Source organism: uncultured Dokdonia sp., assembly GCF_947496725.1.
GTDB lineage: Bacteria > Bacteroidota > Bacteroidia > Flavobacteriales > Flavobacteriaceae > Dokdonia.
Genome location: NZ_CANMDS010000002.1, coordinates 344,848 through 369,552, shown reverse-complemented (window position 1 = coordinate 369,552; position 24,705 = coordinate 344,848). Strand labels below are relative to the sequence as shown.

At 38.4% G+C, this 24,705-nt stretch carries 24 protein-coding genes; 12 read left to right on the top strand and 12 right to left on the bottom strand.

Features of this window, described 5'->3' with window-relative positions; all coding sequences use genetic code 11:
* Window positions 1-18 precede the first annotated feature (18 nt).
* The 3 genes from Q0948_RS05485 to Q0948_RS05475 form a co-directional block, all read right to left on the bottom strand.
* Window positions 19-951 carry a PfkB family carbohydrate kinase gene (locus Q0948_RS05485; protein ID WP_298349664.1) on the bottom strand — a complete coding sequence of 311 codons (933 nt, stop codon included), beginning with the start codon at window positions 949-951 and terminating at the stop codon, window positions 19-21.
* A gap of 207 nt (window positions 952-1,158) precedes the next feature.
* The gene (locus Q0948_RS05480; RefSeq protein ID WP_035326140.1) at window positions 1,159-1,794 is read right to left on the bottom strand and encodes a viroplasmin family protein; all 636 of its coding nucleotides are present in this window, start codon (window positions 1,792-1,794) and stop codon (window positions 1,159-1,161) included.
* A 4-nt stretch (window positions 1,795-1,798) separates the two neighbouring features.
* A complete protein-coding gene (locus tag Q0948_RS05475; protein ID WP_298349656.1) occupies window positions 1,799-2,392 on the bottom strand; it encodes a phosphoribosylglycinamide formyltransferase in 594 nt (197 codons plus the stop codon).
* 177 nt (window positions 2,393-2,569) lie between these two features.
* Here Q0948_RS05475 and Q0948_RS05470 point away from each other — a divergent pair, with 177 nt between their 5' ends.
* The 6 genes from Q0948_RS05470 to pyk all read left to right on the top strand — a co-directional run bounded on the left by Q0948_RS05470 (window position 2,570) and on the right by pyk (window position 8,551).
* Entirely contained in the window at window positions 2,570-2,803 is a 234-nt protein-coding gene (locus Q0948_RS05470) for an acyl carrier protein (RefSeq protein ID WP_013750595.1), read from the top strand.
* A gap of 10 nt (window positions 2,804-2,813) precedes the next feature.
* Window positions 2,814-4,067, top strand: coding sequence for a beta-ketoacyl-ACP synthase II (gene fabF, locus Q0948_RS05465; RefSeq protein ID WP_298349654.1), 1,254 nt, complete (start codon window positions 2,814-2,816; stop codon window positions 4,065-4,067).
* A 7-nt stretch (window positions 4,068-4,074) separates the two neighbouring features.
* Window positions 4,075-4,812: a ribonuclease III gene (gene rnc, locus Q0948_RS05460; protein WP_298349651.1), complete on the top strand. Its 738-nt coding sequence runs from the start codon at window positions 4,075-4,077 to the stop codon at window positions 4,810-4,812.
* Between the two features lie 89 nt (window positions 4,813-4,901).
* Window positions 4,902-6,542, top strand: a complete 1,641-nt coding sequence (locus Q0948_RS05455; protein ID WP_298349648.1) for a HAMP domain-containing sensor histidine kinase — start codon at window positions 4,902-4,904, stop codon at window positions 6,540-6,542.
* A gap of 105 nt (window positions 6,543-6,647) precedes the next feature.
* The gene (locus Q0948_RS05450; RefSeq protein WP_298349646.1) at window positions 6,648-7,124 is read left to right on the top strand and encodes an IPExxxVDY family protein; all 477 of its coding nucleotides are present in this window, start codon (window positions 6,648-6,650) and stop codon (window positions 7,122-7,124) included.
* Window positions 7,124-8,551 (top strand): pyruvate kinase, encoded by a 1,428-nt coding sequence (pyk, locus tag Q0948_RS05445; RefSeq protein ID WP_298349643.1) that lies wholly within the window; start codon window positions 7,124-7,126, stop codon window positions 8,549-8,551. Before Q0948_RS05450 ends, pyk begins: the two co-directional genes overlap by 1 nt.
* 73 nt (window positions 8,552-8,624) lie before the next feature.
* Here pyk and Q0948_RS05440 read toward each other — a convergent pair whose 3' ends face one another.
* From Q0948_RS05440 to uvrC, 3 genes are all read right to left on the bottom strand, one after another.
* The gene (locus Q0948_RS05440) at window positions 8,625-9,392 is read right to left on the bottom strand and encodes a hypothetical protein (RefSeq protein WP_298349641.1); all 768 of its coding nucleotides are present in this window, start codon (window positions 9,390-9,392) and stop codon (window positions 8,625-8,627) included.
* A 131-nt stretch (window positions 9,393-9,523) separates the two neighbouring features.
* A complete protein-coding gene (locus Q0948_RS05435) occupies window positions 9,524-11,755 on the bottom strand; it encodes a patatin-like phospholipase family protein (RefSeq protein WP_298349636.1) in 2,232 nt (743 codons plus the stop codon).
* Entirely contained in the window at window positions 11,752-13,548 is a 1,797-nt protein-coding gene (gene uvrC / locus Q0948_RS05430) for an excinuclease ABC subunit UvrC (protein ID WP_298349634.1), read from the bottom strand. The genes Q0948_RS05435 and uvrC overlap by 4 nt, the downstream gene beginning before the upstream one ends.
* Window positions 13,549-13,650: 102 nt before the next feature.
* Here uvrC and Q0948_RS05425 point away from each other — a divergent pair, with 102 nt between their 5' ends.
* From Q0948_RS05425 to Q0948_RS05400, 6 genes are read left to right on the top strand one after another with little or no spacing between them, the layout of a single operon-like run.
* Complete coding sequence (locus Q0948_RS05425) at window positions 13,651-14,097, top strand: RimK/LysX family protein (RefSeq protein WP_298349631.1); 447 nt, start codon at window positions 13,651-13,653, stop codon at window positions 14,095-14,097.
* Complete coding sequence (rimK, locus tag Q0948_RS05420; protein ID WP_298349629.1) at window positions 14,072-14,944, top strand: 30S ribosomal protein S6--L-glutamate ligase; 873 nt, start codon at window positions 14,072-14,074, stop codon at window positions 14,942-14,944. The genes Q0948_RS05425 and rimK overlap by 26 nt, the downstream gene beginning before the upstream one ends.
* Before the next feature lie 13 nt (window positions 14,945-14,957).
* A complete protein-coding gene (locus Q0948_RS05415) occupies window positions 14,958-15,968 on the top strand; it encodes a succinylglutamate desuccinylase/aspartoacylase family protein (protein ID WP_298349627.1) in 1,011 nt (336 codons plus the stop codon).
* Complete coding sequence (locus Q0948_RS05410) at window positions 15,940-16,500, top strand: 5-formyltetrahydrofolate cyclo-ligase (RefSeq protein WP_298349625.1); 561 nt, start codon at window positions 15,940-15,942, stop codon at window positions 16,498-16,500. The genes Q0948_RS05415 and Q0948_RS05410 overlap by 29 nt, the downstream gene beginning before the upstream one ends.
* Window positions 16,501-16,545: 45 nt before the next feature.
* Window positions 16,546-17,697, top strand: a complete 1,152-nt coding sequence (locus Q0948_RS05405) for a PAS domain-containing sensor histidine kinase (protein WP_298349622.1) — start codon at window positions 16,546-16,548, stop codon at window positions 17,695-17,697.
* A 28-nt stretch (window positions 17,698-17,725) separates the two neighbouring features.
* Window positions 17,726-18,145, top strand: a complete 420-nt coding sequence (locus Q0948_RS05400; RefSeq protein WP_038598066.1) for a response regulator — start codon at window positions 17,726-17,728, stop codon at window positions 18,143-18,145.
* On the opposite strand, the gene Q0948_RS05395 is transcribed toward Q0948_RS05400, so the two are convergent.
* The 6 genes from Q0948_RS05395 to Q0948_RS05370 all read right to left on the bottom strand — a co-directional run bounded on the left by Q0948_RS05395 (window position 18,132) and on the right by Q0948_RS05370 (window position 24,638).
* Window positions 18,132-18,764: a lipoprotein signal peptidase gene (locus Q0948_RS05395; protein WP_298349615.1), complete on the bottom strand. Its 633-nt coding sequence runs from the start codon at window positions 18,762-18,764 to the stop codon at window positions 18,132-18,134. The genes Q0948_RS05400 and Q0948_RS05395 overlap by 14 nt on opposite strands.
* Before the next feature lie 34 nt (window positions 18,765-18,798).
* Window positions 18,799-19,425, bottom strand: a complete 627-nt coding sequence (locus Q0948_RS05390; RefSeq protein ID WP_298349611.1) for a hypothetical protein — start codon at window positions 19,423-19,425, stop codon at window positions 18,799-18,801.
* A 68-nt stretch (window positions 19,426-19,493) separates the two neighbouring features.
* On the bottom strand, window positions 19,494-19,877 hold the full coding sequence (locus tag Q0948_RS05385; RefSeq protein WP_035326112.1) for a TraR/DksA C4-type zinc finger protein: 384 nt from the start codon (window positions 19,875-19,877) through the stop codon (window positions 19,494-19,496).
* Between the two features lie 2 nt (window positions 19,878-19,879).
* On the bottom strand, window positions 19,880-23,287 hold the full coding sequence (gene ileS, locus Q0948_RS05380) for an isoleucine--tRNA ligase (protein ID WP_298349606.1): 3,408 nt from the start codon (window positions 23,285-23,287) through the stop codon (window positions 19,880-19,882).
* 96 nt (window positions 23,288-23,383) lie between these two features.
* The gene (locus Q0948_RS05375) at window positions 23,384-24,019 is read right to left on the bottom strand and encodes a porin family protein (protein WP_298349603.1); all 636 of its coding nucleotides are present in this window, start codon (window positions 24,017-24,019) and stop codon (window positions 23,384-23,386) included.
* A 28-nt stretch (window positions 24,020-24,047) separates the two neighbouring features.
* Window positions 24,048-24,638, bottom strand: coding sequence for a carboxymuconolactone decarboxylase family protein (locus Q0948_RS05370; protein WP_035326111.1), 591 nt, complete (start codon window positions 24,636-24,638; stop codon window positions 24,048-24,050).
* Between the last annotated feature and the right edge of the window lie 67 nt (window positions 24,639-24,705).

Here is a 24,705-nt window from a genome sequence, read left to right as displayed (position 1 = left end):
AAATTTGGAGCGCAGGATTTAGTCGTTTATGTTTATGTCAAATTGAACAAGTTGTTTAAACTGATGCAATCTTTCTTTTATTTCTTCTGGTGTCACAGATTGTAATCGCTCTGTTCCAAATTTTTCTACAGTAAAGGATGCTAGACAAGAGCCATATATAAGAGCCGTCTTCATTGTTTCAAAAGAAGTGTCTCCTGCTTGTGCAATATAACCTGCAAATCCTCCTGCAAAGGTGTCTCCAGCTCCCGTAGGGTCAAAAACATCTGCTAGTGGTAATGCTGGTGCAAAAAACATTTTATCTCCTTCAAAGATAAGTGCTCCGTGCTCACCTTTCTTAATGACTACATACTTAGGTCCCATCTCGTGAATCTTCTTTGCAGCAGTCACAAGAGAGTACTCACCGCTCAACTGGCGTGCTTCCTCGTCATTTATAGTAATAACATCTACTTTTTTGAGCGTAGTTTTAAGCTCATCAAGCGCGATATCCATCCAGAAGTTCATTGTGTCTAGTATCACAAGCTTAGGCTTTACATCCATTTGCTCGATAACACTAAGCTGTACTTGTGGTTGCAAGTTACCTAGCATTACAATAGGTGCTTCCTTGTGCGATGCAGGAACCTTAGGAGAAAAATCTGCTAGTACATTAAGCTCTGTTGCTAGTGTATCTCTAGAGTTCATATCATTATGATATTTACCACTCCAGAAAAATGTTTTACCACCTTTTACAACCTCTATACCGTCTGTGTTAATACCTCTCTCTGCAAGAAAATCAAGATACTCTTGAGGGAAGTCATCACCTACTACGGCTACGATGGCTGGATCAACATTATCAAACTGTGCCGCAGCAAGTCCTATATAAGGAGAAGCTCCCCCAATAATTTTATCTGTTTTTCCAAAAGGTGTTTCTATAGCATCAAAAGCGCAAGAACCAACTATAACCAATTTACTCATCTATAATTTTTGTGCAAATATACGGTTTTGAATGTTTGACAACTCAACTTTAAGGAGACCGCTTTCGCGAAAATTTTAAATTAAATTATACAAATAAACTGGCAATAAAACTTTTTTAAGCATCCCAGTTTCTTATAACCAGCGTGGTAAGAAAAGCCGAAATTGCTATCGTATATATTCTCTTTTTTTCTGTCTTCATAATCATACTTATTTCCTTCCAAAATCTGCTGGGATTTCTCCCCAGGCTTTGGTTTCCCATTTTACGATGGTGGTTGTGTAGGTGTTTGTTTTAAGCCACTGCTCTGCCCGTGTGATGAGGTCAAAAACATCTTTGTTTTTTTGACTTTGTTTGAGGTTAGTCTTGCAATGCTTCTTTTTTACCCAGCCTATTGCTATACGGGAGTCACTATATATAAGACGGTCGCTACCTATCTTTTTTAAGTAGGCCAGCCCGTGTACAAGGGCTAGAAACTCTCCTATATTATTAGTCCCTTGTTTAAAAGGACCTTGGTGAAAGAGTTGCTTTACTGTCTGAGTATCTACCCCACGATATTCCATCACGCCTGGGTTACCAGAGCTTGCCGCATCTACCGCTATAGAGTAGAGGTTAGGCTCGCCGTATGTTGCTTTTTCTTCGGCGGTGAGTACTTTTTTCTTTTTTGAGGAGCCTTTAAAGTCATTATAGTCTCCATTGTAAGCGGTTTTTGCTTTAGCAAAGGTGTCAAAACTCTTGTATTTTGCCCCAGCATAACCGGTAATCATTGCCTTGCAATCTTTCCAAGATGTATAGATTCCAGGCTTTTTACCCTCCCAGACCACGTAGAATTTTTCTTTTTTTGCCATCTCTCTAAGATAAGAACTTTGCGATTACCTCTGGAAAGTGCGTGTATTCTAGCTGGTGTATTTTTTTGGCAATTGCTTCTGGGGTGTCTTCTGGAGTGACTTCAACTTTGGCTTGAAATAAGAAATCTCCCTTATCATACTCGGGTGTTACCTTGTGTATGGTGATGCCTGTGTGAATTTTTTGAGTGGGATTCTTAAGGTACTCCGCTTTCGCGAAAGCGTAAACAGCCTCGTGCACATTCATACCGTACATCCCTTTACCGCCAAAGTTAGGTAGCAACGCAGGATGTATATTTATGACCTTATCTGGAAATGCCGAAATGATTTTTTCTGGAAAAAGCCATAAAAAACCAGCAAGAACGATAAGATCTGGCTTTGTTGCAGTGAGTAAATGCAGTACATCATCACTTTTATAAAAAGCTTTTCTGTTAAAACTTAATGCGGGTACATCCAGTTTTGTGGCGCGTTCTAAAACTTTGGCACGCGGGTTGTTAGTAAGTACTTGCACGACTTGTGCATCCGTACGATCCCGAAAATACTCTATAATACGCTGGGCATTTGTACCGTTACCCGAGGCAAAAATCACAATTCGTTTCATTTTTCTTGTTGCTGTTGTGGGTGCGAAATAAAGAAATATTAGTAACTATTTGAAGGTTATAGAAAGGAACTTATTTTATATTTCCGTAAATTACCTTCACATTTTTGAGTTGCAAACTTGTTTAACCGTAAAGTTTGTTATTTTTGCGACTTAAATAAAAATTTAAATTAGAAAATTATGTCAGACATTGCATCAAGAGTAAAAGCGATTATCGTAGACAAATTAGGAGTAGACGAAAACGAAGTTGTAACTGAAGCAAGCTTCACAAACGACCTAGGCGCTGATTCACTAGACACAGTGGAACTCATTATGGAGTTTGAAAAGGAATTTGATATCCAGATTCCAGATGATCAAGCAGAAAATATTGCGACCGTAGGTCAAGCAGTATCTTATATAGAAGAGGCTAAATAAGTCCCTACATATGGAGTTAAAGCGAGTAGTAGTTACCGGACTTGGTGCACTTACCCCGATAGGAAATAATATTCAGGAATACTGGGAAGGACTTTCTACAGGGAAAAGCGGGTGCGCGCCCATCACCTATTTTGATGCAGAAAAGTTTAAAACGAGGTTTGCTTGTGAACTTAAAAACTTTAATGCTCTCGACTTCTTTGATAGGAAAGAAGCTCGTAAGCTAGACAGATTTGCTCAGTACGCATTGGTAGCCTCAGATGAGGCTATCAATGATGCGGGCATAGACCTTGACTCGGTTGATAAATTTAGAGTTGGGGTTATATGGGGAGCCGGTATAGGTGGTCTGGAAACTTTTCAGAACGAAGTGCTTAATTTTGGCGCTGGAGACGGTACCCCGAGGTTCAACCCATTCTTTATCCCAAAAATGATTGCAGATATTGCTCCTGGTAATATCTCTATCAAGCACGGTTTTATGGGACCTAATTATACGACGGTCTCTGCCTGTGCATCTTCTGCAAATGCGATGATAGATGCTCTAAACTATATACGTTTAGGTCATTGTGATGTTATCGTAACTGGAGGAAGTGAAGCTGCTGTAACACCAGCAGGTATGGGAGGTTTTAATGCGATGCACGCCCTATCTACAAGAAATGAAGATATGGAGACGGCTTCTAGACCCTTTGATGCGACCAGAGATGGTTTTGTACTAGGTGAAGGAGCAGGCGCATTAATACTAGAAGAATATGAACACGCAAAAGCACGTGGCGCAAAAATTTATGCAGAGGTTCTAGGTGGAGGTATGTCTAGTGATGCTTATCATATGACAGCACCACATCCAGACGGTATAGGTGTAGAGCGAGTGATGCTTAATTGTTTACGCGATGCAGGACTAAGTCCTCAAGATGTAGACCATATTAACACCCACGGTACATCAACACCTCTTGGAGATGTTGCAGAGCTTAAGGCTATTTCTAAAGTTTTTGGTGAGCACGCCGCACATATTAATATTAACTCTACAAAGTCTATGACTGGTCACCTTCTAGGTGCAGCTGGAGCTATAGAGTCTATTGCTGCTATCCTTGCGATGCAACATAGCCTTGTACCTCCTACCATTAATCATACTACAGTAGATGAAAATATAGATCCATCTTTTAATCTTACGCTTAACAAAGCGCAAGAAAAAGAAGTAAATGTTGCAATGAGCAATACCTTCGGTTTTGGAGGTCACAATGCTTGTGTACTATTTAAAAAACTAGACGCTTAATATATAGATGAGTGCGTTTAAAAAAATATTTAACTCTCGTTCTGAAAAGGACGGGAGTTTTTTTATGCGTATGCAATCTATTATAGGTTTTAAACCTAAAAATATAGCGTTTTATGAAAAAGCCTTTACACATAGATCCCTTGGCTTAAAAAAGGAGGATGGAAATCCTCTCAACTATGAGAGACTAGAGTTTTTAGGAGATGCTATGCTAGGTTCTGTCATTGCTGCGCACCTTTTTAATGAAGTACAAGGAGGTAATGAAGGTTATCTCACAAAAATGCGATCTAAAGTAGTAAGTCGTAAACATCTCAATGAGCTAGGTCGTGATCTTAACTTGGTGAGATATGTAAAAGCCAGTATACCTATAGAAAATTTTGGAGCAAATATACACGGCAACCTTTTTGAAGCATTAGTAGGGGCTATATATCTAGATAGAGGTTATCGCTATTGTGAGAAGTTTATAGCAAAGCGAGTAGTAGAACCTTATGTCGATATCGAAAAGCTAGAAGGGCGAATTATTAGTTATAAGAGCGTTCTTATAGAATGGTGCCAGAAAGAAAAGCACACATTTAAGTTTGAAACTTTTGAAGACACAGGTCAAGATGCTGTAAAACACTTTGGAGTGCGTTTACGTATAGATGGAGAGGTTGTCGCAAAAGCACGAGCTACAAGTAAGAAAAAAGCCGAAGAAATTGCTTCTAAACGTGCATTTTATGCATATCAACGAGAAATTCAATCTCTGTAGGGTATAATTCCTAAATCATTTCACTACATTAGCACCGTAATCATCTTTGTGCTAGTAGATTAAGTTGTAGGGCAGTAATGCTCATAGTTATGTCAGTGAAGTTTCCTAAGAAATATTATCTTGTTTTTACAATACTTGCGCTGGTAACAGCACTTGCCCTATACTGGGTTACCTCAAGCATTACTAGGCAAAGAGAAGAAACACGCTACATACAACTAGATCGAGCAAATAAAAGAGCAGCCTTTGAGCTACAAAGCTCCTTAAACACTTACGCAGCCCTCGTTTCGGGAATCAAGGCGTATGTAGAGATAACAGATGGTCAATATTTAAAAGAGGAAGACATTAAGTACCTCTTAGATATGCAGCTTAGAGATCTATCTATTCCACCACCTTTTAGCATCTCATACTTAGACACAAATCATATTTTTCAGTTTGATTTTACAATGAGAGAGACTGCTCTAGAGAACCTAGAGGGAACGTCACTAGAAAAAATTATAGGAAAATCAGGCATAACTAGAATGGATACCTTGATGCGTAGTCGTAACTTTTATGCATCTAATCCAACAAATTTAATTGAAGGTTTTGTGGGCTTACCACTAGGTTTTGGTATTCTAGATAATACTAATAAACCTATAGGGTATATTACAACCGTAGCAGAGTTTGCACCTATTGTAGATCGTGTCTATAAAAACGTAAATAAGGCTGACTTTGTTTATAGATTTCAAGCCGGAAATGGAAATTACTTTGACAGGGCAAAATCTTATAACGGACAGAAATGCTATGCAAAGACAGAAGATCCAGAATATTTTAAAAACTTTAATATTCCAGATGAGTTATATGTGTCAACCACAGTAAATTTTTACAATAAAAAATTTATAGTAAGTACAGCATATAAACGTCCACAAGAGGCTAGTATGACAATGTTTGTAACCTCTTTAATATGGTACTTAGCCATATTAGGCTTTATGTTGTTTTTAATTATACAGTTTTACGTCTATGAGCGTAAGGATAAAATGATTGCAGCTCAAAATAAACGTCTCTCAGAGTTAGTTGCTACAAAGAACAAGTTTTTCTCTATAGTCGCGCACGATTTAAGAAGTCCACTTTCTTCCGTGATAAACTTTTTAGATGTTTTAAAAGAAGAAGAGTTTAAAAGCAAGCAAACCGCAGCGATTATAGACTCACTAGAAGATTCTAGTCGCAACAGCATATCTTTACTAGATAACTTGCTCAAATGGTCAAGGCTAGAAACAGGTCAAATAAAGTTTGAACCCATACCACTAGACATACTTGCTATCACTAAAGATCAAATAAAAGTTTACAGCAATAATCTCCAGCAAAAAGGAATAAACGTGCGCTTAGAATCTAGTTTTAAGGGTAAAGTTACGGGTGATAAAAATATGATTGCAACTGTAATACGAAATCTATTATCTAATGCGATCAAATTTTCAAAAGACAATGATATTATTGTAATAGAGTTTTCAAAAACAGAAAAAGATTTTACATTTAGTATAGAAGATAATGGAGTAGGTATGACAGATGTCTATCGTAAGAAATTATTTAGCCTCACAGAAACTACCATTCAAAAAGGAACCCGTAATGAAAAAGGATCTGGACTTGGGCTTATACTTTGTAATGAGTTTATCAAAACACATAATGGGTACTTAAGTATAGAATCTGAGCAGGGTAAAGGAACCATCGCAACGTTTACGCTACCTTTAACAACATAAAAAAATACCTTAATCTAACGAAAACGTTTACGTAAGTTTTACATACCTCCCCCTTAGCTTTAGATGCTTCTTTGTATCTTTCTCACTTGCTTTATTACTATGGGAATGTATAAAATTCTTTTAGAAGATTCCATTGGTTATGACTTTACGCTCATAGCCATACACGGTTCATTAGAGCCATATTACTTAGCATATTTACTTAATAAAAACTTAGATGTTCGTCTAGCAAGAACTTGTGAAGACCTCTTATTAACACAATATGAAAGTACAGCAAGATATCCTTGTTTTGAATTTAATGATAAGCAACAGTATATAGACTACTATGTGCTCTCAAACAAGTCTAAGGTGGCGGTAAGTCAAAACCTTTCTCAAGGCTTATTTGAGTCACAACAGAGCCTTAAAACGGCTTATTTTATACCAGAGCTACCACAAGTAGACTATTTTATAAAAGTAATTGAGGATGGTAACGCTTTCGCGAAAGCAAAAACCTTAAAAACCTTAAACCAAATACCGCAAATCGTTACGGCATATGACGTAGACGTAAGCACATTAAAAAATAAAGAACACTTAATTTTTGAATAATGTCGAAAAGAAAAAAAACCAAAATTGTTGCAACCTTAGGGCCAGCAACTAGCAAGAGAGAAGTTTTACTCGATATGATGAATGCCGGGGTAGATGTTTTCCGTATCAATTTTTCGCACGCAGATTATGAAGACGTTAAGGAGCGCGTTGCAATGATACGTGAACTCAGTGAAGAGACAGGTTTTAACACCTCTATCCTTGCAGATTTACAGGGACCTAAGCTTAGGGTAGGTAAAATGAAAGAAGAGGTAATCGTAAACCCGGGAGACATCATTACCTTCTCTACCGAAAAAGAATTTGAAGGAACAAAGGAGCGCGTTTATATGAACTATAAGCAGTTCCCTAGAGATGTTAAACCTGGTGAACGCATACTGCTTGATGATGGAAAACTAATGTTTGAAGTTGTAAAGACAGATGGAAAAACTGAGGTCGAAGCAAAAGTTATACAAGGAGGGCCGCTACGTTCTAAAAAAGGGGTAAACCTACCTAATACAGATATATCACTACCAGCACTTACAAAAAAGGATGTAAAAGATGCCATTTTTGCGCTAGGGCTTAAAGTAGACTGGATGGCACTTTCTTTTGTACGCCACGCCGAAGATTTACAGCAATTACAAAAACTTATTAAAGAGCACTCAGATCATAAAGTGCCTATTATTGCAAAAATAGAGAAGCCAGAGGCTGTAGAAAATATAGATAAGATTGTGGCTTACTGTGATGCTCTTATGGTGGCTCGTGGCGATCTAGGAGTAGAGATACCAGCACACGAAGTACCACTTGTACAAAAGCAATTAGTACTAAGAGCAAAAAAGGCAAGAATACCAGTAATCATAGCAACCCAAATGATGGAAACTATGATCTCTAGTCTCACACCTACTCGTGCAGAAGTAAATGATGTAGCAAACTCTGTAATGGATGGAGCAGATGCAGTGATGCTATCTGGAGAGACATCTGTAGGGAAGTACCCAGTACAAGTAATAGAAAAAATGGCGTCTATATGTCGTAATGTAGAAGATTCAGATTTAATAAAAGTGCCACAAGCACCACCACACATTAAGACTAAACGTTACATTACAAAAGCAATATGTTACCACGCTGCTCATATGGCAGATGAGATAGATGCAAAAGCGATTACAACACTTACTAATAGTGGGTATACTGCTTTCCAAATTTCGGCGTGGAGACCGTCTTCACATATACTTGTTTTTACATCTAACAAGCGCATACTTACACAACTCAACTTGCTTTGGGGGGTAAAAGCATTATTTTATGACAAGTTTGTAAGCACAGATGAAACTGTAGAAGATATAAGACAGCTTGCCTTAAACACAGAACTAGTAGGTAAGGGAGATATGCTCATTAATCTTGTAGCAATGCCACTACTAGAAAAAGGAATGGTAAACACACTACGAGTTTCTGAAGTGTAAAACAATTGAAATTATAGAATTAAAAAAAGGAGCTTGAAAAGCTCCTTTTTTAATCAATATGGACAACAAGATTTTACTTTGACTCTTCTACCTCAGTAATGAGAAAGCCATTTTTTGTTTTAGTTATTATCACTGTGCGCTTATAGTTTTTAAGCTTATATGCATAAGATAGGTTCTGTAATTCTCCTTTTGAGCTTACATTAAGTGTAAGTTCATCTGTAAGTGTTCGCTCCCTCTTTTCTTTATTTAAAATTGTTACTGTACCCTTGGTGTTAAAATCGGGCTGAATATTTTTCGGTAAGTTAAAGAGGCGCTGTGCTATCTTATAGGTTTCTTTCCAGTCTCTTGCTGGAAGTTCTATTGAGGTAGTCATACCGTAATCTTCTCCTTTATTATGGGCTTTTGTAATTACATCTACCTTGTGCTCAGTTGTGCTTATGCGTTTTGCATAATCTTTTATAGTCTCACTAGGTTGTGGTGGTGCTAGGGTAGTGAGATACCCGTTAAAGGCAAAGCCAGTAGCTCCTTGATAACTTACTTCAATCATTTCTCCAGTAATGCCACCTAGTGTCATAGCTGTATGCTCTGGAGAACTTAGATGCTTTACTTGAGCACCATAAGGAAGCACAAGTAGCTTTTTTGACTTGAGATTAGTGCCAGAGCGCAGAGATAAACCAGAGCTTGCAGTTACATAATAATAAGTTTCAGTAGCCTTTTCACTGGGGTTTATAATTGCGGCGAGATCACTATTAGTTTGTGCTTCTTCTATGTCTGTTTTAGAATTACAGCTAGAGAATGATGCAACAAGAATAAGGGAAAGTGCGATGACGTGGTTTTTCATAATTGATGATTTTGAGTTAAACAATGTATCAAGAGAAACCACGATACGTGCCACAAATTACCGTACTATCGTTAAAAAAATGATAAATGTGTGACAACGCTTAGCCCTTGCTATTATTGTCTTAGCACGATTTAAAATTCAAAACCAAGATTAATAAACCACTCACTACTCTTTATTTCTGGACTGTAAGTATACTTTATAATTATAGGTCCTAGTAGCGTCTCTGCGCCATAACCTAAGGAGTATCCAGAATACTCTGGTGGAGGTAACCACGACTTAGTACTGTCAAAAAGGTCATACCCTACATTTGCAAAATTTGCAGAGGCATTGATGTGATTTTTTGGGAAAACTTCATAATCTATATCAATAGTGGCCTTAACATAACTGTCGCCTAGTATGCTTAAGTAATCATATCCTAAGAAAGGGATAATGTTATTTATTCGTTTTGCACCATAACCTCCTAGCGCAAAATCTAGCGATCTGTTATCTGTGCCACCTACTTTAAACCCGCCAGCGGTTTCTATAGTTGTGGTTATGCGATCTGTAATACTTGCGGCATACATAAATCTTGCATTTGCAATTCCAAACTCACTAAAATTATTATTGTAGTCTGAAGAGAATAAGTATACATCAAAATCTGCATCAAATAGAATTCCAGAGTTAGGAAAATACTTGTTGTCTAGTGAGTCATACTTGAGTTGAGAATAGGCACCACCCATATGACTTTTATCAAAAATTACTGCCGTCTCGCCATCTGTAGTAGGAAGCACAGTCTCTGTCTCTATATCAAGAAATTTATGTTGTAAGCCTATATTAAAAGAGAACTGTTTTGCAAGAATGGTCTGTAAATATATTTTATTTGAAACATCTTGATAACCTAGGTTAACTCGGTTAATGCCCTCTAATGAAACACCATCTGTCGCGTCAAAAAGCCGTGCGTTTACCCCCTTTTCAAAAGAGGTATATGAAGACTTAAGACCTACACTCCAGTAAAAACCTTTGTCTATATAATAATCAAAATTGTATCTAATATTATCACCAAGTATAAGATCAAAAGACGCCACATCATTTTTAAATAGCACTCTCTTTTTTGTAAAATTTACTAGACCTGCCGTACGATATAGATCATCATAATGTAAAGCGAGACGTAGTGATTGTGTGCTTTTTGATTCTTGTAGTTCTAGATGTAATACTCTTCCATCTTCTACCTTTTGTAAACGGTGGCCTATTTTTTCAAAATTTTCGGTGGCAGAGAGGTTATTAAGCCCATTATAAAAAGCTTCATAAGATAGCTTTACCGGTGGTGTGAGTTTAAGTTTTCCTAAAACATACGCTCTTGTGTATTTTTCATTTCCGGAAATAGTAACTGTGGCAATTTGTATCGAGTCTTGTGGAGAGGTTTTTATACGCTTTCGCGAAAGCGGTCTTTGCCTCATTGCTAGTTTTTGTAGGGCTGGAAACTGCTCCTTTGCCTTATTCTCACCTAAGTCTATTATGGTGCTACCTTCGTCAAAAGAAACAACAGAGTACTTGTCTATCGCAGGTCTAATGTAAACGTCTGTTTCTTTTCTTTTAGTTTCCATCGCTTTTGCGGTACGATAGTTATTTATTTGTAACAGTACCTCTGTAGCAGATGTAAGGTTGTCTCTTGATTTTAAAGTGTCTTGTACATCCACACCTATAATCACTTCCATACCTTTTGCACGTAGTTCTTCAATGGGGTAATTATTTGTCACCCCACCATCTATTAATAGTTTATCGTTTAATAACACTGGGCTAAAAAGAGAAGGCAGTGCACCACTTGCACTTAGTGCTTCTGGTAGATAACCATTTTCTAGTACAACCTGCTCACCATTTTCTACATCTGTAGCGATGCATAAAAAGGGGATAGGTAATTTTCTAAAATCTGTCAAGTCAGATACGTGATCAAGGTTCTTAACGAGAAGGTTGTAGGTGTTTTGTCCCTTACTGAGCGAGCTAGGTAGGGAGATCTTAAAATTGTCAAAAGGGAGTGTGATTGCATATCGCTCATCATCGTGACGCTCATAAGGGGTTTTTGCACGGCGAGGTAAATTATCTTGTATGATATTGTCAAAATTTACCGCAGTAAAAATAGAATCTAGTTGCTGGGCATTATAACCAGATGCATAAAGACCTCCTACTATGGCTCCCATACTTGTGCCAGCAATATAATCTACACGCACACCTGCATCTTCTATAGCTTTAAGAACGCCTATATGGGCAAGTCCTTTTGCTCCACCACCACTTAATACAAGACCTACCTTTACATCCTCTTTTGCTATATCTTGCGCATAGATAGGTATGGCTAGTAGCGTTATTGCGATGAGGAGGAGTTTTCTCATTGTTTTACGTGATAGTGATTATAGATAATAGTTGCTTTTGCTGGGCCTATTACCTCGGTTAGACTCTTTTTTGAAGCCGCCTTTACCTTTGATACAGATCTATAGTGCTTGAGTAAATCTACAATGGTTTTTTCGCCTATACCTCTTATGGTATCTAGCTCTGTTCCTAGAGCAGCATTACTACGCTGGTTGCGATGAAAGGTGATGCCAAAACGGTGTGCCTCGTTACGTAGGTGCTGTATGATTTTAAGTGTTTCACTCTTCTTGTCTAGATATAAAGGTATACTATCTCCCGGATAAAATAATTCTTCTAGCCTTTTTGCAATACCTATAATGGCTATTTTACCACGCAAGCCTAAGTCGTCAAGTGCTTTTACACCGCTTGATAGTTGTCCTTTACCCCCATCTACTATAATGAGTTGAGGTAGAGGTTCTCCTTCATTGAGCAAGCGTTTATACCTTCTAAAGACCACCTCTTCCATACTTGCAAAATCATCTGGACCCTCAACAGTTTTTATATTAAACTTACGGTAGTCACTCTTACTGGGCTTACCGTTTTTGAACACCACGCAAGCGGCTACGGGATTTGTACCTTGTATGTTTGAGTTGTCAAAACACTCTATGTGTCTAGGCTCTACATTAAGACGTAAGTCTGCCTTCATTTGTGCCATAATTCTATTAGTATGGCGATCTGGATCTACAATCTTAGTTTGTTTAAAACGCTCCATACGGTAGTATTTTGCGTTGCGCTCAGAGAGTTCTAGTATTCGCTTTTTGTCACCTAGCTTGGGCACGGTGATTTTAAATCTATCACCCAGGTTTACCTCAAAAGGAACATATATCTCTCTTGAGTTATGATCAAAGCGTTGTTGTATTTCTATGATACCTAGTTCTAGTAATTCTTTATCTGTTTCGTCTAGTTGTTTTTTGAGTTCTAAGGTGTGTGATTTTATGATGGCACCGTGGCTTATCTGTAAGAAGTTTACATACCCATATCCCTCATCGCTTATGATTGAGAACACATCAACATTACTAATTTTTGGGTTTACAACCGTACTCTTAGATTGATAGCCTTCCAGTATGTCTAGTTTTTCTTTAATGCGCTGTGCATCTTCAAACTCCATAGCTGCGGCGTGGGCTTTCATTTTTTCGCGAAAGCGTGTTAACGAGTCTTTAAAATCTCCTTTTACAATCTGACGTATATGCTCTATATGCTCGTGATATTCTTGCTCAGACTGCTTTGCCTCACAAGGCCCCTCGCAATTACCTAGATGATACTCAAGACAGACCTTAAATTTACCTGCGTCTACTTTTTCTTTAGAAAGGTCATAATTACAAGTGCGTAGTTTATAAAGACTTTTTATCAAATCTAGTAGCGTGCGCACGGTTTTCATACTCGTGTATGGGCCAAAGTACTCACTACCATCCTTAATTAATCTACGCGTAGGAAACACTCTGGGGAAGCGCTCATTTTTAATACATATCCACGGGTAGCTTTTATCATCTTTAAGCAAGACATTATATCGCGGCTGGTACTCTTTTATAAGGCTGTTTTCCAGAAGGAGCGCATCTGTTTCGGTCTCTACGACGATGTGTTTCATCTCGTAAATTTTCTTGACCATTGTGCGTATACGCCCGTTATCGTGTGTTTTGTTAAAGTAAGATAACACACGTTTTTTGAGGTTTTTTGCCTTACCTACGTATAGTAGTTTTTCGTTCTTGTCGTAATACTGGTAAATCCCCGGACTGGTAGGGAGTGTTTTGAGTTGAAGTTCTATTGGAGCAGCAGGCATACCCAAAGATAGTATATGATGGGGATTACGCTTTCGCGAAAGCGTAAAAAATCACGTTAAATTCTACTTAAAGAAAGCGCATATTTTATACCTTGCTATCGTATGCCAAAACGTATTATAGGTCGCACAGACAAAGTAGACTTCCCATTATTAGGGCTTCAAGATATCGATGTAAAAATTGATACGGGAGCCTATACCTCATCCATACACTGTCACAACATTGTAGAGGCAAAGGATAGTCTTATTTGTACTTTTTTTGATAAAAAGCATCCATTGTACAACGGGCAGGTAATGACCTTTAGCGATTATGATATTGCTGCAGTGCGCAGTAGTAATGGCGAGATACAGTATCGCTATGAGGTGCAAAGCCAGATTACCGTATATGGTAAAACGTATAAAATATCACTTACCTTAACCTCTAGGGAAGATATGCGTTTTCCTGTACTTTTAGGTCGTAAGTTCCTTACCAATAAATTCATAGTAGATACTTCACTTACAGACGTATCTTATAATCTCAAAAAAAATGAATCTAAAGATTTTATCTCGTAATCCTAATTTATATAGTACGGCTAGGCTACAAGAAGCTGGTCTCAAAAGAGGTCACAGTGTAGAGGTCATAGACCCTCTTAAGTGTGATCTTATTATAGAGAAGAAAAACCCTACGGTATTCTATAAAAATAGAACCCTTGAGACTGCAGATGCTGTCATACCACGCATAGGGGCGTCAATTACCTTTTATGGGACGGCCGTTGTGAGACAGTTTGAGATGATGAATACTTTTACCACCACCACATCACAAGCCTTGGTGCGCAGTAGAGACAAGCTGCGCAGTTTACAGATATTATCTAGATCAAAACTAGGTTTACCTAAAACTGTTTTTACAAACTACTCTCGTGATGTAGAGGAGATGATTGCTCACGTAGGTGGAGCACCCCTTATTATAAAATTACTAGAAGGAACCCAAGGGCTAGGTGTTGTACTTGCAGAGACTAAAAATGCTGCCGAGTCTGTGATAGAAGCTTTTAATGGACTTGAGGCCCGAGTGATTGTGCAAGAATTTATAAAAGAAGCAAAAGGAGCAGATATTAGAGCCTTTGTAGTAGATGGCCAGATAGTAGGTGCTATGAAGCGACAGGGTAAAGAAGGAGAGTTTAGATCTAACCTACATCGTGGCGGTACGGCAGAGATTATTACCCTTTCTGACGAAGAAGAAAATGCAGCCATAAAGGCAGCAAAAGCTATGGGACTAGGAGTTGCCGGGGTAGATATGCTACAAAGTGAGCGAGGCCCACTCATATTAGAGGTAAACTCATCACCAGGCCTTGAGGGCATAGAGAAAGCAACAGGAAAAGATATTGCAAAGACAATCATACGCTACATAGAGCGTAGTATATAATTAACAGAAGCATTTGGCACAAATAGATGAACATAACGTTCTCACCATACTAGGTGAGCAAATCTTACCAGGTAAGAGCGCAACGGTAAATTTTAATATTGCAAAGTTGTACACGGCATCCTCTGTTGAGGTGCCTATTATAATAGAAAGGGCGGTAGAGCCTGGCCCCGTCATATTAATCACCTCGGGGATACACGGTGACGAGATAAATGGAGTAGAGATAGTGCGCCAGCTTATCGCAAAGAAAATCAATAGGCCTAAAATAGGGACTATAATCTGCGTGCCTGTCGTAAATATCTTTGGTTTTTTAGATATGAAACGGGCTTTTCCAGATGGGAGAGACCTCAATAGAGTTTTTCCTGGTAACCCTAGAGGGTCACTTGCTAGTAGGTTTGCTTACCAGTTTGTAAAGAAAATTTTACCCGTAGCAGATCTTTGTCTTGACTTTCATACTGGAGGTGCCTCTCGTTTTAACGTAGCACAAGTGCGTATAGATCCCCTAGATGTAAACTCTATGAAGTATGCAACTATCTTTAATGCGCCATTTACCTTACATTCTAAAGTAATCTCAAAGTCATATCGCGCTACGTGCTCAAGAATGAATAAATCTACCATTCTCTTTGAGGGAGGTAAATCTAAAGTAAGCGATAAGGAAATAGCCCGCGAGGGAGTATATGGTACAATGCGAGTTTTAAGCCATCTAGAGATGCTTGGTGATACGTTTACAGTGCCAGAAGCACCAGAACCATCAGTACTTGTAGAGAGCACTCGCTGGATGCGAGCAAAATACTCAGGCTTATTACATACAAAAGTTATTTGCGGCGAGCGACTTGAAGAAGGGCAACACATTGCAACCATTACAGATCCCTATGGGAAATTTAGGCACGTGGTGAAAGCAAAAAATGAGGGCTATGTCATAAATGTAAACGAGGCTTCGCTCGTTTACCAAGGTGATGCTATTTTTAATATCTCTAGAGACCACAATGAAGACCAAGATGAAGCAGGAGCTGAGGAAGAAGTATAAAGATTTACGCAATACCTTAACTACAGACGAGCAGGATGAGCTCAGTCTTAAAATTGCAAACCAAGCTTTGAGTCTTGATATATGGAATCACGACTTTTATCACATCTTTTTACCTATAGAACGCTTACGCGAAATTAACACAGAGTTTCTATTATCCATTTTAGGAGGTAAAGACAAGAATATTGTACTCTCGTCATCAAATTTTAACGACAATACGATGAAGCATTATTTGCTTACAGACAACACAAAGCTTGTTGTAAATAAGTATAGTATTCCAGAACCAGCTGGCGGTATTGAAATACCTGTAAAAAATATAGACGTTGTTTTTATACCTCTACTAGCTTATGACCAAGAAGGTAATAGGGTGGGCTACGGCAAGGGATTTTATGATCGCTTTTTATCTCAATGTAAGAGTGATGTGGTAAAAGTGGGACTTAGTTTTTTTGAACCAGAAGAAGAGATAATCGCAAAAAACAGTCAAGACATTGCGCTAAATAGCTGTATTACACCGAAAAAGGTGTATCATTTTTAGGCCTTTTTGATTTATTTGTTATATTCATAATCCCAAATCATATTTATGAATATAACTGCCTTTACAATGAAGAGAAGGAGAGATTCTCACACCCACTCATCACCTATGGAAAAGTCTGATCAGTTTTCTATTGATAAATTTTACTATCAAGAAATTTCTGCCTTAACTGAGGCTGGCGGCTGGAGTGTAGATTTTAAAAACAAAACAAGTCATTTTGACCATCAAGCTCGCATTATTCTTGATGTTCCTAAAGATTATGTGCCCACGCTAAGATCTGGATATACATTTTATGCAGAAGAGCATCTAGATCGAGCAACAGAGTTCTTTTTTGGCTGTGCAGAGGGGAAACCATTCTCTACAGAAATAAAAATGCAAACTTATAACGGAGAGATTTTCTGGGCGATTGCAAAAGGAAAACCGCTTAGAGATGAATCTGGAGAGATTATAGGGATACGAGGCGTTTTTAGAAAAATAGATGAACAAAAGAAAAGAGAGCAGCAACTCAAGCAATCCCTTAAGCTCATAGAGGGACATAACTCTAGGCTCTATGATTTTGCACATATAATATCCCATAATTTAAGGTCACAGGTAAGCAATTTACAAATGTGCTCTGCCTTAATGGATAAAAGTAATCTTACCAATGAGCAAATTGAGCTTGTAGATAATTTTGAAAAAATAGGTAACAGCCTAGACGTAACATTACAGCACCTCAATAAGATTGTAAGTGTTCATAATATCTCAAGTACAAAGCTGGAGCCAGTAGTAATAAAAGAAGTGTATGACCGTGTAGTCGCAGGTCTTAGTCAAGACATAAGGTCTAGTAGGGCTATTATGTATACAGAATTTTCTGAAGTAGAAGAGGTGATGTATATAGAGGCTTACTTAGAGAGTATATTACAAAACTTGATAACTAATGCACTGCGATATAAACACCCAGATCGTGATCCAGAGATAACTGTCTTTGCTTATGAAGAAAATGGCAAGAAATACCTTATGGTACGCGATAATGGTTTAGGTATAGATCTAGACAAGCACGGCAAAGATCTTTTTAAATTATATAAAACCTTCCACGGTAATAAGGATGCCTTGGGCTTAGGGCTATTTCTCACACGTAATGAAGTCCAAGCAATGGGCGGTGATATCACGGTAGAAAGCAAACTAGGTAAAGGTTCAAAATTTATTGTTACATTACAGTAGATTATAGTTAACTCCCCCAAATAGACATATGAACTACCCTATAAAACTAGCTTGTCTCATAGATGACGATGATATGTACGTGAGCCTACTTACAAAGCTCATAGACATACGTAAACTAGCAGAAGAAATACTTGTATTCAAAAACGGTGAAGAGGCGTTAAACCACTTCGTAAGCAGCTTTAAAGACCCTCAAGGACAGCCTGTACCACAAATAATTTTACTAGACCTCAATATGCCTATAATGGATGGATGGGGATTTCTTGAAGAATTAAGCAAGCACGACTTTCCTGCACTTAACAACTGTACACTGTATATTGTGAGTAGCTCTATAAACCCCGTAGATATAGAGCGCTCTAAGCACTTTAACCTCGTAAAAGACTTTATTGTAAAACCTATAGGTCCTAACGAGCTGATAGAGATATTTTCAGAAGCACCTACTGCGCCGTAGTTACTTTTTCCTCTTGAGGAAACACGCGCTTGTTAAATACAAGTAGGATACCTACGCCCGTACTTATCGCCATATCTGCTATATTAAATATGGCATTAAAAAATGTAAAGGTTTTACCTCCTAAAAAAGGAACCCATTCTGGCCACATAGCATCTTGTATAAAAGGGAAGTAGAGCATATCTACCACTTTTCCAAAGAGAGGATCTGCATAACCACCACCTTCTGGCATAAATGTCGCAATCTGGCTAGGCGTGCTCGCGCTAAAAATAGATCCATAAATAAGAGAATCTATAATATTACCTACTGCACCAGCAAAGACCAGTGATAATGCGATAACCAGCAGTTTTGGCGCATTGTTTTTTACAGACTTATATAAGTAATACCCTATCACTGGGGCTATAATAAGTCTAAAGAGTGAGAGCGTGATTTTACCATATTTACCTGGTAACTCTACGCCCCAAGCAGCTCCTTGATTTTCTACAAAGAAAATCTGAAACCAGTCTAGACCAAAAACCTGTATACTCTCACGTAGGTAAAAATTAGTTTTAATATATACCTTAAGTACTTGATCTACTAGAAGTATCAAGAATACGATAAGAGCAACTTTTTTTAACGACATAATATAGTTTTGAAACGTGACAAAAATAGGGTATTCACAACGATTTTACTACCGTCACATCACCGTGTATACTTTTGATTTCTAGCAGTGGGCCATCCGCTTGAGTAGGAGGGATGTTAATCTTTCCATTTCTAGATTGTGCGGTGACATTAACCAGATTGCTTGAGACATAAATACTACCAGATATAGTGTTTATTTTTCCGCTTTCGCGAAAGCGGAATTCTTCCCCCTTAAAATGCCCACGACCTAAATCTATGCGTACTTGGCCAAGCTTTCCATAAGTGTCTACACTTGCCAAAGTTGAGTAAATAGAAACATCTAAGCTTCTGGGAATTGTAATCTCAAGCTCAATAGCCAGCACCTTATGAGCAGCGAGTTTATCATTAAAAGGGATGTAATCTGGAGTCTTTCCCGTAGTGATTTTAAGTACGCCATCGTTTGTAGAAGTATTAAGTAATGTACTTGCAAAAGTCTCCCCATCTATAATGGTCGCTACTGTAATCTCTCTTACCTCTCCAGTAGTAATCTTAATCTTAAAAATTTCATTGCTATTTATATACAACTCCTTTATAGCTGTTGCATCATAGGTTTGTGTAAGTCGTTTTTGAGCATATAAACTCATCGTGACTAGTATAAACAATATGGATAAACGTAAATTCAAAAATTTAAAGACCGGTTACAAAAAAAGCGCTCATAAGAACGCTTTTATTTATTGATATATAACAACTATTATGACTGCATATTCTTTGCCTCAATGCTCAATGTAGCGTGTGGTACGAGCTTTAAGCGTTCTGGGTTGATAAGCTTTCCGGTCACACGGCATATACCGTACGTCTTGTTATTAATACGAGTAATCGCATTTTTAAGATCACGTATAAACTTCTCTTGACGTATAGCAAGTGCACTGTTTGCCTCTTTACTCATTGTGGCGCTACCTTCGTCAAAAGATTTAAACTGCGGTGACGTATCATCTGTACCGTTGTTACCATCGTTGAGGTATGCACTTTTGATAAGCTCGAGATCGTGTTGTGCTTTCTCAATCTTCTTTTCTATTAATTCTCTAAACTCAGCGAGCTGTGCATCGCCAAATCTTTCTTGTGTGTCGTTTGCCATTACTAGTGTTTTGAAATGGTTAAAAATGTTGTTATATCGTCAAAAGCAATCTCTAGCCCTTCACTTAGTGTAGGTACAATTTCTAGAGTATCTGCTAGTGTTTCTGCTTTAATATAGTCTGCATTTGCAGCTACCGTTTGAGCAATTGCTGGCTCATCTTGTAACTGTATGTGTATGCGATCTGTCACTTCAAATCCAGAGTCCTTACGCAGGTTCTGTATACGGTTAACCAATTCTCGTGCCACACCTTCTTTTTTAAGCTCATCACTTATCGTTACATCTAGTGCAACAGTTACTCCAGCGTTGCTCGCAACTAGCCAGCCTTCAATATCTTGCGATGTTATCTCAACGTCGCCGGCTTGCAAAATAGTATTTTCCCCATTAATTTCAACGGTTAATTCTCCATCTTGCTCAATTTTTGCGATATCCTCAGCTTGTAAAGAATTTATCTTGCTGGCAACCAGCTTCATATCTTTTCCAAAACGAGGTCCTAACACCTTAAAATTAGGCTTGATTTGCTTCACTAAAATCCCAGAATCGTCAGAAATGAGCTCAATCTCCTTGACGTTTACCTCAGATTTAATCAAATCTGCTACGGCTAGGATCTCATTTTTGTCATTTTCATTAAGCACAGGGATCATAATACGCTGTAAAGGTTGGCGTACTTTGATCTTTTCTTTTGCTCTTAATGAGAGTGTTAGTGAGCTTACTATCTGTGCCTTTTGCATTTTGTGCTCAAGCGCAGTGTCTATATAAGCGGCATCGCTCACAGGGAATTCTGCGAGGTGTATGCTCTCAAAATCTTCTTTTCCAGTAGCAGCGTTGAGGTCCTTATAGAGTTTTTCCATAAAGAATGGTGCTACGGGAGCACTAAGCTTTGCTACCGTCTCAAGACAGGTATATAATGTTTGGTATGCAGAGATTTTATCGGTAGCATATTCACCTTTCCAGAAACGTCTTCTACTTAATCGTACAAACCAGTTAGACAGGTTTTCTTGTACAAAAGTGTCTATCGCCCTTGTTGCTTTGGTAGGCTCATATTCGGCATAAAACTTATCTACTTCTGCTATAAGACTATGAAGTTCTGATAGTATCCATCTGTCTATTTCTGGACGTTGAGAAAGTTCTATTTCCGCTTCCGCGAAAGCGAAATTATCAAGATTTGCATACAGCGCAAAGAAGTTATACGTGTTGTAAAGTGTTCCAAAGAACTTACGTTTTACTTCTTCTATTCCTTCCAAATCAAACTTGAGGTTATCCCAAGGGTTTGCGTTAGAAATCATATACCAGCGCGTTGCATCTGGTCCGTATTTTTCTAAGGTTTCAAAAGGATCTGTTGCATTACCAAGACGCTTAGACATCTTCTGCCCATTCTTGTCAAGTACAAGTCCGTTAGAAACTACATTTTTATATGCTACATCGTCAAAGATCATCGTTGCAATCGCGTGTAGTGTATAAAACCATCCACGAGTTTGGTCTACACCTTCGGCTATAAAATCTGCTTTACGCCAAGTGTCTTCTACGAGTTCTTTATTTTCAAAAGGGTAGTGCCATTGGGCATACGGCATAGATCCAGAGTCAAACCATACATCTATAAGGTCTGCCTCACGTGTCATAGGCTGGCCGCTATCTGAGACTAGCGTAATTTTATCTACAATGTTTTTATGGAGATCTACAAGCTCATAATTCTCCTCACTCATATCGCCTACTTTAAACCCTTCAAAAGGATCTGTGTCCATCACACCTTTGTCAAGTGCCTTTTGGATTTCGGCTTTAAGTTCGGCTATAGAGCCTATGAGGATTTCTTCTTTTCCATCTTCGGTACGCCATATAGGAAGTGGTATTCCCCAGAAACGGCTACGTGATAAATTCCAGTCGTTTGCATTTGCAAGCCAGTTTCCAAAACGTCCTTCTCCTGTAGACTTAGGTTTCCAGTTTACGCCAAGGTTAAGCTCGTGCATACGATCTTTAAAATCGGTCACTTTTATAAACCAAGAATCTAGCGGGTAGTAAAGTACCGGCTTATCTGTACGCCAGCAGTGTGGGTAACTGTGCACGTACTTCTCTACCTTAAAGGCTTTGTTTTCTTCTTTTAAGCGTATCGCAAGTTCCACGTCCATAGAACGTTCTGGAGCCTCACCATCTGCATAATATTCATTCTTGATGTACTTGTTTCCAAACTCTTTGAGCTCAGGGCGAAATTTACCCTGAAGATCCACAAGCGGCACAAGGTTACCATCTTCATTTTTAATAAGAAGTGGCGGAATTTCTGGTGAAGCTAGTTTTGCAACCAAAGCATCATCTGCACCAAAAGTAGGTGCTGTGTGTACAATACCTGTTCCATCCTCTGTAGTTACAAAGTCTCCTGCAATTACTCGGAAGGCATCTTGAGGATTATCATTAGGTTGTACAAAGTCAAACAGTTGCTCGTAGCGAAGTTCAAGAAGGTCTGCTCCTTTAAATTCTCTAGCTACGAAGTATGGTATTTTTTTATCTCCAGCAGTATATGCGTCCAGCTCTTCTTTCGCGGAAGCGGAAACAAATTTCTTATCAAACTGCTTAGAGATTAAATTCTTAGCAAGGATAACTTTTACTGGCTCAAATGTGTACTGGTTAAATGTCTCAACGAGTACATAATCTATCTTCTTCCCTACGGTAAGTGCCGTGTTTGAAGGTAGTGTCCAAGGAGTCGTCGTCCAGGCGATAAAGTAGGTTTGCCCATCTGCAAGTTCTTTTGCAAGTGGGTTTTCACCTTGATCTGTGATTTTAAATTGTGCAACCACCGTTGTATCCGTAACATCACGGTAACATCCAGGCTGGTTAAGTTCGTGAGAGCTTAATCCCGTTCCCGCCTTAGGAGAATACGGCTGGATGGTGTACCCTTTGTATAGTAAATCTTTGTTATAGATTTGCTTAAGTAGCCACCATACGGTTTCCATATACTTAGCCTTGTAGGTGATGTATGGATCTTCCATATCTACCCAGTAGCCCATTTTTTCGGTAAGGTCGTTCCAGATATCTGTGTAGCGCATCACGGCTTTTTTACAAGCTTCGTTATACTCTTCTACAGTGATTTTTGTGCCGATATCTTCTTTGGTAATACCAAGTTCTTTTTCAACACCAAGTTCTACAGGAAGTCCGTGTGTATCCCATCCCGCTTTACGCTTTACCTGAAAGCCTTTCATCGTTTTATAACGAGGAAAAATATCTTTAATCGCACGTGCTAGTACGTGGTGTACACCCGGTAGTCCGTTTGCCGAAGGTGGTCCTTCAAAAAACACGTACGGTTTTGCTCCTTCTCGAGAAGTAACCGACTTCTCAAAAACGTCATTTTCTTTCCAGTAGGCAAGTACCTCGCTAGCGATGTTAGGAAGGTCTAATCCTTTATATTCAGTGAACTTAGCGCTCATTTTGTAGTCTTTAAATGTTGTGCGCGAATTTACGAGATTTTTAGGCAATAAAGAAGCGCCCCATTAGGGCGCTCGTAAAGAATATTTTATAGTGAATTAAAGCTTGTGTGCTAAGCCTAGCTGAAAGACTGAAGACTTAACAGAATTTTGATTAGTGAGACCTCTAAAATAGCCAAGTTCAATCATCATATTTTCTGAAACTTTATAGCCTAATCTTGCGCTTACATCAATCCCAATTTTGTCATCATCTTGAAATCGAGAAACTACTAACTCATCACCACTATCTACTTCTGTTTCGAAGTTTAGGGTGTAGGTTATTTGTGGACCAAGAAATAAGCTAAAGTCACTACCAATCTTATACTGTAAAAGTACAGGCAGCAGCAGCTTACTCTGTTTTACATTTACATCTTCTTCATTTTCAAGAAATGTAGGGTCGTTTTGATCAAAAATTAAAACTTGACTATAATCTATGTCTAGTTTAGCTCCTTGACTACTATAGAGTAATTCTGGTTGTAGTGCAAACTTATCACTGAGGCTAATGTTTATAAAACCGCCTGCATAAAAGCCAACTTTAGCATTAAAATCTAAAAAATCATTGTTTGAATCTTCAAATTCATAAACGAGATTACTGTAATTGAGTCCACCTTTAATGCCATAACTTATATCATTTTGAGCATAAGAAACTGCAGCTATAAGAAGGCAAATTGTTAATGAGAAAATTATTTTTTTCATTCTTTTAAATTAAATTTCAAATATAAACTTACACGTGTTTTCCTACTTCAAATCCGTGTTTTCCGAGATATTGATTTCCAGAATCTATGGCATCTTCCTCTAGGGTAGTTCCCATAGAGTCGTTCCAACGGTTGAGGTATCCAAATAGTGAAATCACTCCCAGCATCTCTACAATCTCACCTTCATCCCAGTATTTATATAATTCCTCCTTGATTTTTGCATCTACGGCATTTGGTACTTGGCTTGCTGCCAGAGAGAAATCAAGCGCAGCACGCTCAGCATCAGAAAAGGCATCGTGTGTGCGATACTCCCAGATATTATCTAGTTGCTCTTGCTCTGCTCCATAACGCTCTGCAGCACGTATAGCGTGCGCCTGGCAATAACGACATCCAGTAGCATTACTAGACACCCAAGCAATCATACGTTTTAAGGCAGAAGTCACTCGGCCTTGGTTTGCCATCACAGCTTTGTTAAGATTTATAAATGCGCGGGAGATATCAGGACGACGCTGCATTGTAAGTACCGAGTTGGGACAAAAGCCTAGTGTCTCATTAAAAAATAGGGCAAGTTCTTTGGTTGTTTCGTCGTGTTCGGCAGAGAGTGGTGTTACTAATGGCATCGTATATATTTTAAATTAATGTTCTTATTTACGCTTTCGCGAAAGCAATATAGGCATTTTATCTACC

What these genes read in the sequence shown, in the direction of transcription:
- Q0948_RS05400 (WP_038598066.1), top strand. Translation starts at nt 17,726, where the DNA reads ATGAACTACCCTATAAAACTAGCTTGTCTCATAGATGACGATGATATG.
- rimK (WP_298349629.1), top strand. Translation starts at nt 14,072, where the DNA reads ATGAATCTAAAGATTTTATCTCGTAATCCTAATTTATATAGTACGGCT.
- uvrC (WP_298349634.1), bottom strand. Translation starts at nt 13,548, where the DNA reads ATGCCTGCTGCTCCAATAGAACTTCAACTCAAAACACTCCCTACCAGT.
- Q0948_RS05375 (WP_298349603.1), bottom strand. Translation starts at nt 24,019, where the DNA reads ATGAAAAAAATAATTTTCTCATTAACAATTTGCCTTCTTATAGCTGCA.
- Q0948_RS05485 (WP_298349664.1), bottom strand. Translation starts at nt 951, where the DNA reads ATGAGTAAATTGGTTATAGTTGGTTCTTGCGCTTTTGATGCTATAGAA.
- Q0948_RS05410 (WP_298349625.1), top strand. Translation starts at nt 15,940, where the DNA reads ATGAAGCAGGAGCTGAGGAAGAAGTATAAAGATTTACGCAATACCTTA.
- Q0948_RS05440 (WP_298349641.1), bottom strand. Translation starts at nt 9,392, where the DNA reads ATGAAAAACCACGTCATCGCACTTTCCCTTATTCTTGTTGCATCATTC.
- pyk (WP_298349643.1), top strand. Translation starts at nt 7,124, where the DNA reads ATGTCGAAAAGAAAAAAAACCAAAATTGTTGCAACCTTAGGGCCAGCA.
- Q0948_RS05395 (WP_298349615.1), bottom strand. Translation starts at nt 18,764, where the DNA reads ATGTCGTTAAAAAAAGTTGCTCTTATCGTATTCTTGATACTTCTAGTA.
- Q0948_RS05370 (WP_035326111.1), bottom strand. Translation starts at nt 24,638, where the DNA reads ATGCCATTAGTAACACCACTCTCTGCCGAACACGACGAAACAACCAAA.
- Q0948_RS05455 (WP_298349648.1), top strand. Translation starts at nt 4,902, where the DNA reads ATGTCAGTGAAGTTTCCTAAGAAATATTATCTTGTTTTTACAATACTT.
- ileS (WP_298349606.1), bottom strand. Translation starts at nt 23,287, where the DNA reads ATGAGCGCTAAGTTCACTGAATATAAAGGATTAGACCTTCCTAACATC.
- Q0948_RS05475 (WP_298349656.1), bottom strand. Translation starts at nt 2,392, where the DNA reads ATGAAACGAATTGTGATTTTTGCCTCGGGTAACGGTACAAATGCCCAG.
- Q0948_RS05425 (WP_298349631.1), top strand. Translation starts at nt 13,651, where the DNA reads ATGCCAAAACGTATTATAGGTCGCACAGACAAAGTAGACTTCCCATTA.
- Q0948_RS05470 (WP_013750595.1), top strand. Translation starts at nt 2,570, where the DNA reads ATGTCAGACATTGCATCAAGAGTAAAAGCGATTATCGTAGACAAATTA.
- Q0948_RS05480 (WP_035326140.1), bottom strand. Translation starts at nt 1,794, where the DNA reads ATGGCAAAAAAAGAAAAATTCTACGTGGTCTGGGAGGGTAAAAAGCCT.
- Q0948_RS05405 (WP_298349622.1), top strand. Translation starts at nt 16,546, where the DNA reads ATGAATATAACTGCCTTTACAATGAAGAGAAGGAGAGATTCTCACACC.
- fabF (WP_298349654.1), top strand. Translation starts at nt 2,814, where the DNA reads ATGGAGTTAAAGCGAGTAGTAGTTACCGGACTTGGTGCACTTACCCCG.
- rnc (WP_298349651.1), top strand. Translation starts at nt 4,075, where the DNA reads ATGAGTGCGTTTAAAAAAATATTTAACTCTCGTTCTGAAAAGGACGGG.
- Q0948_RS05435 (WP_298349636.1), bottom strand. Translation starts at nt 11,755, where the DNA reads ATGAGAAAACTCCTCCTCATCGCAATAACGCTACTAGCCATACCTATC.
- Q0948_RS05450 (WP_298349646.1), top strand. Translation starts at nt 6,648, where the DNA reads ATGTATAAAATTCTTTTAGAAGATTCCATTGGTTATGACTTTACGCTC.
- Q0948_RS05385 (WP_035326112.1), bottom strand. Translation starts at nt 19,877, where the DNA reads ATGGCAAACGACACACAAGAAAGATTTGGCGATGCACAGCTCGCTGAG.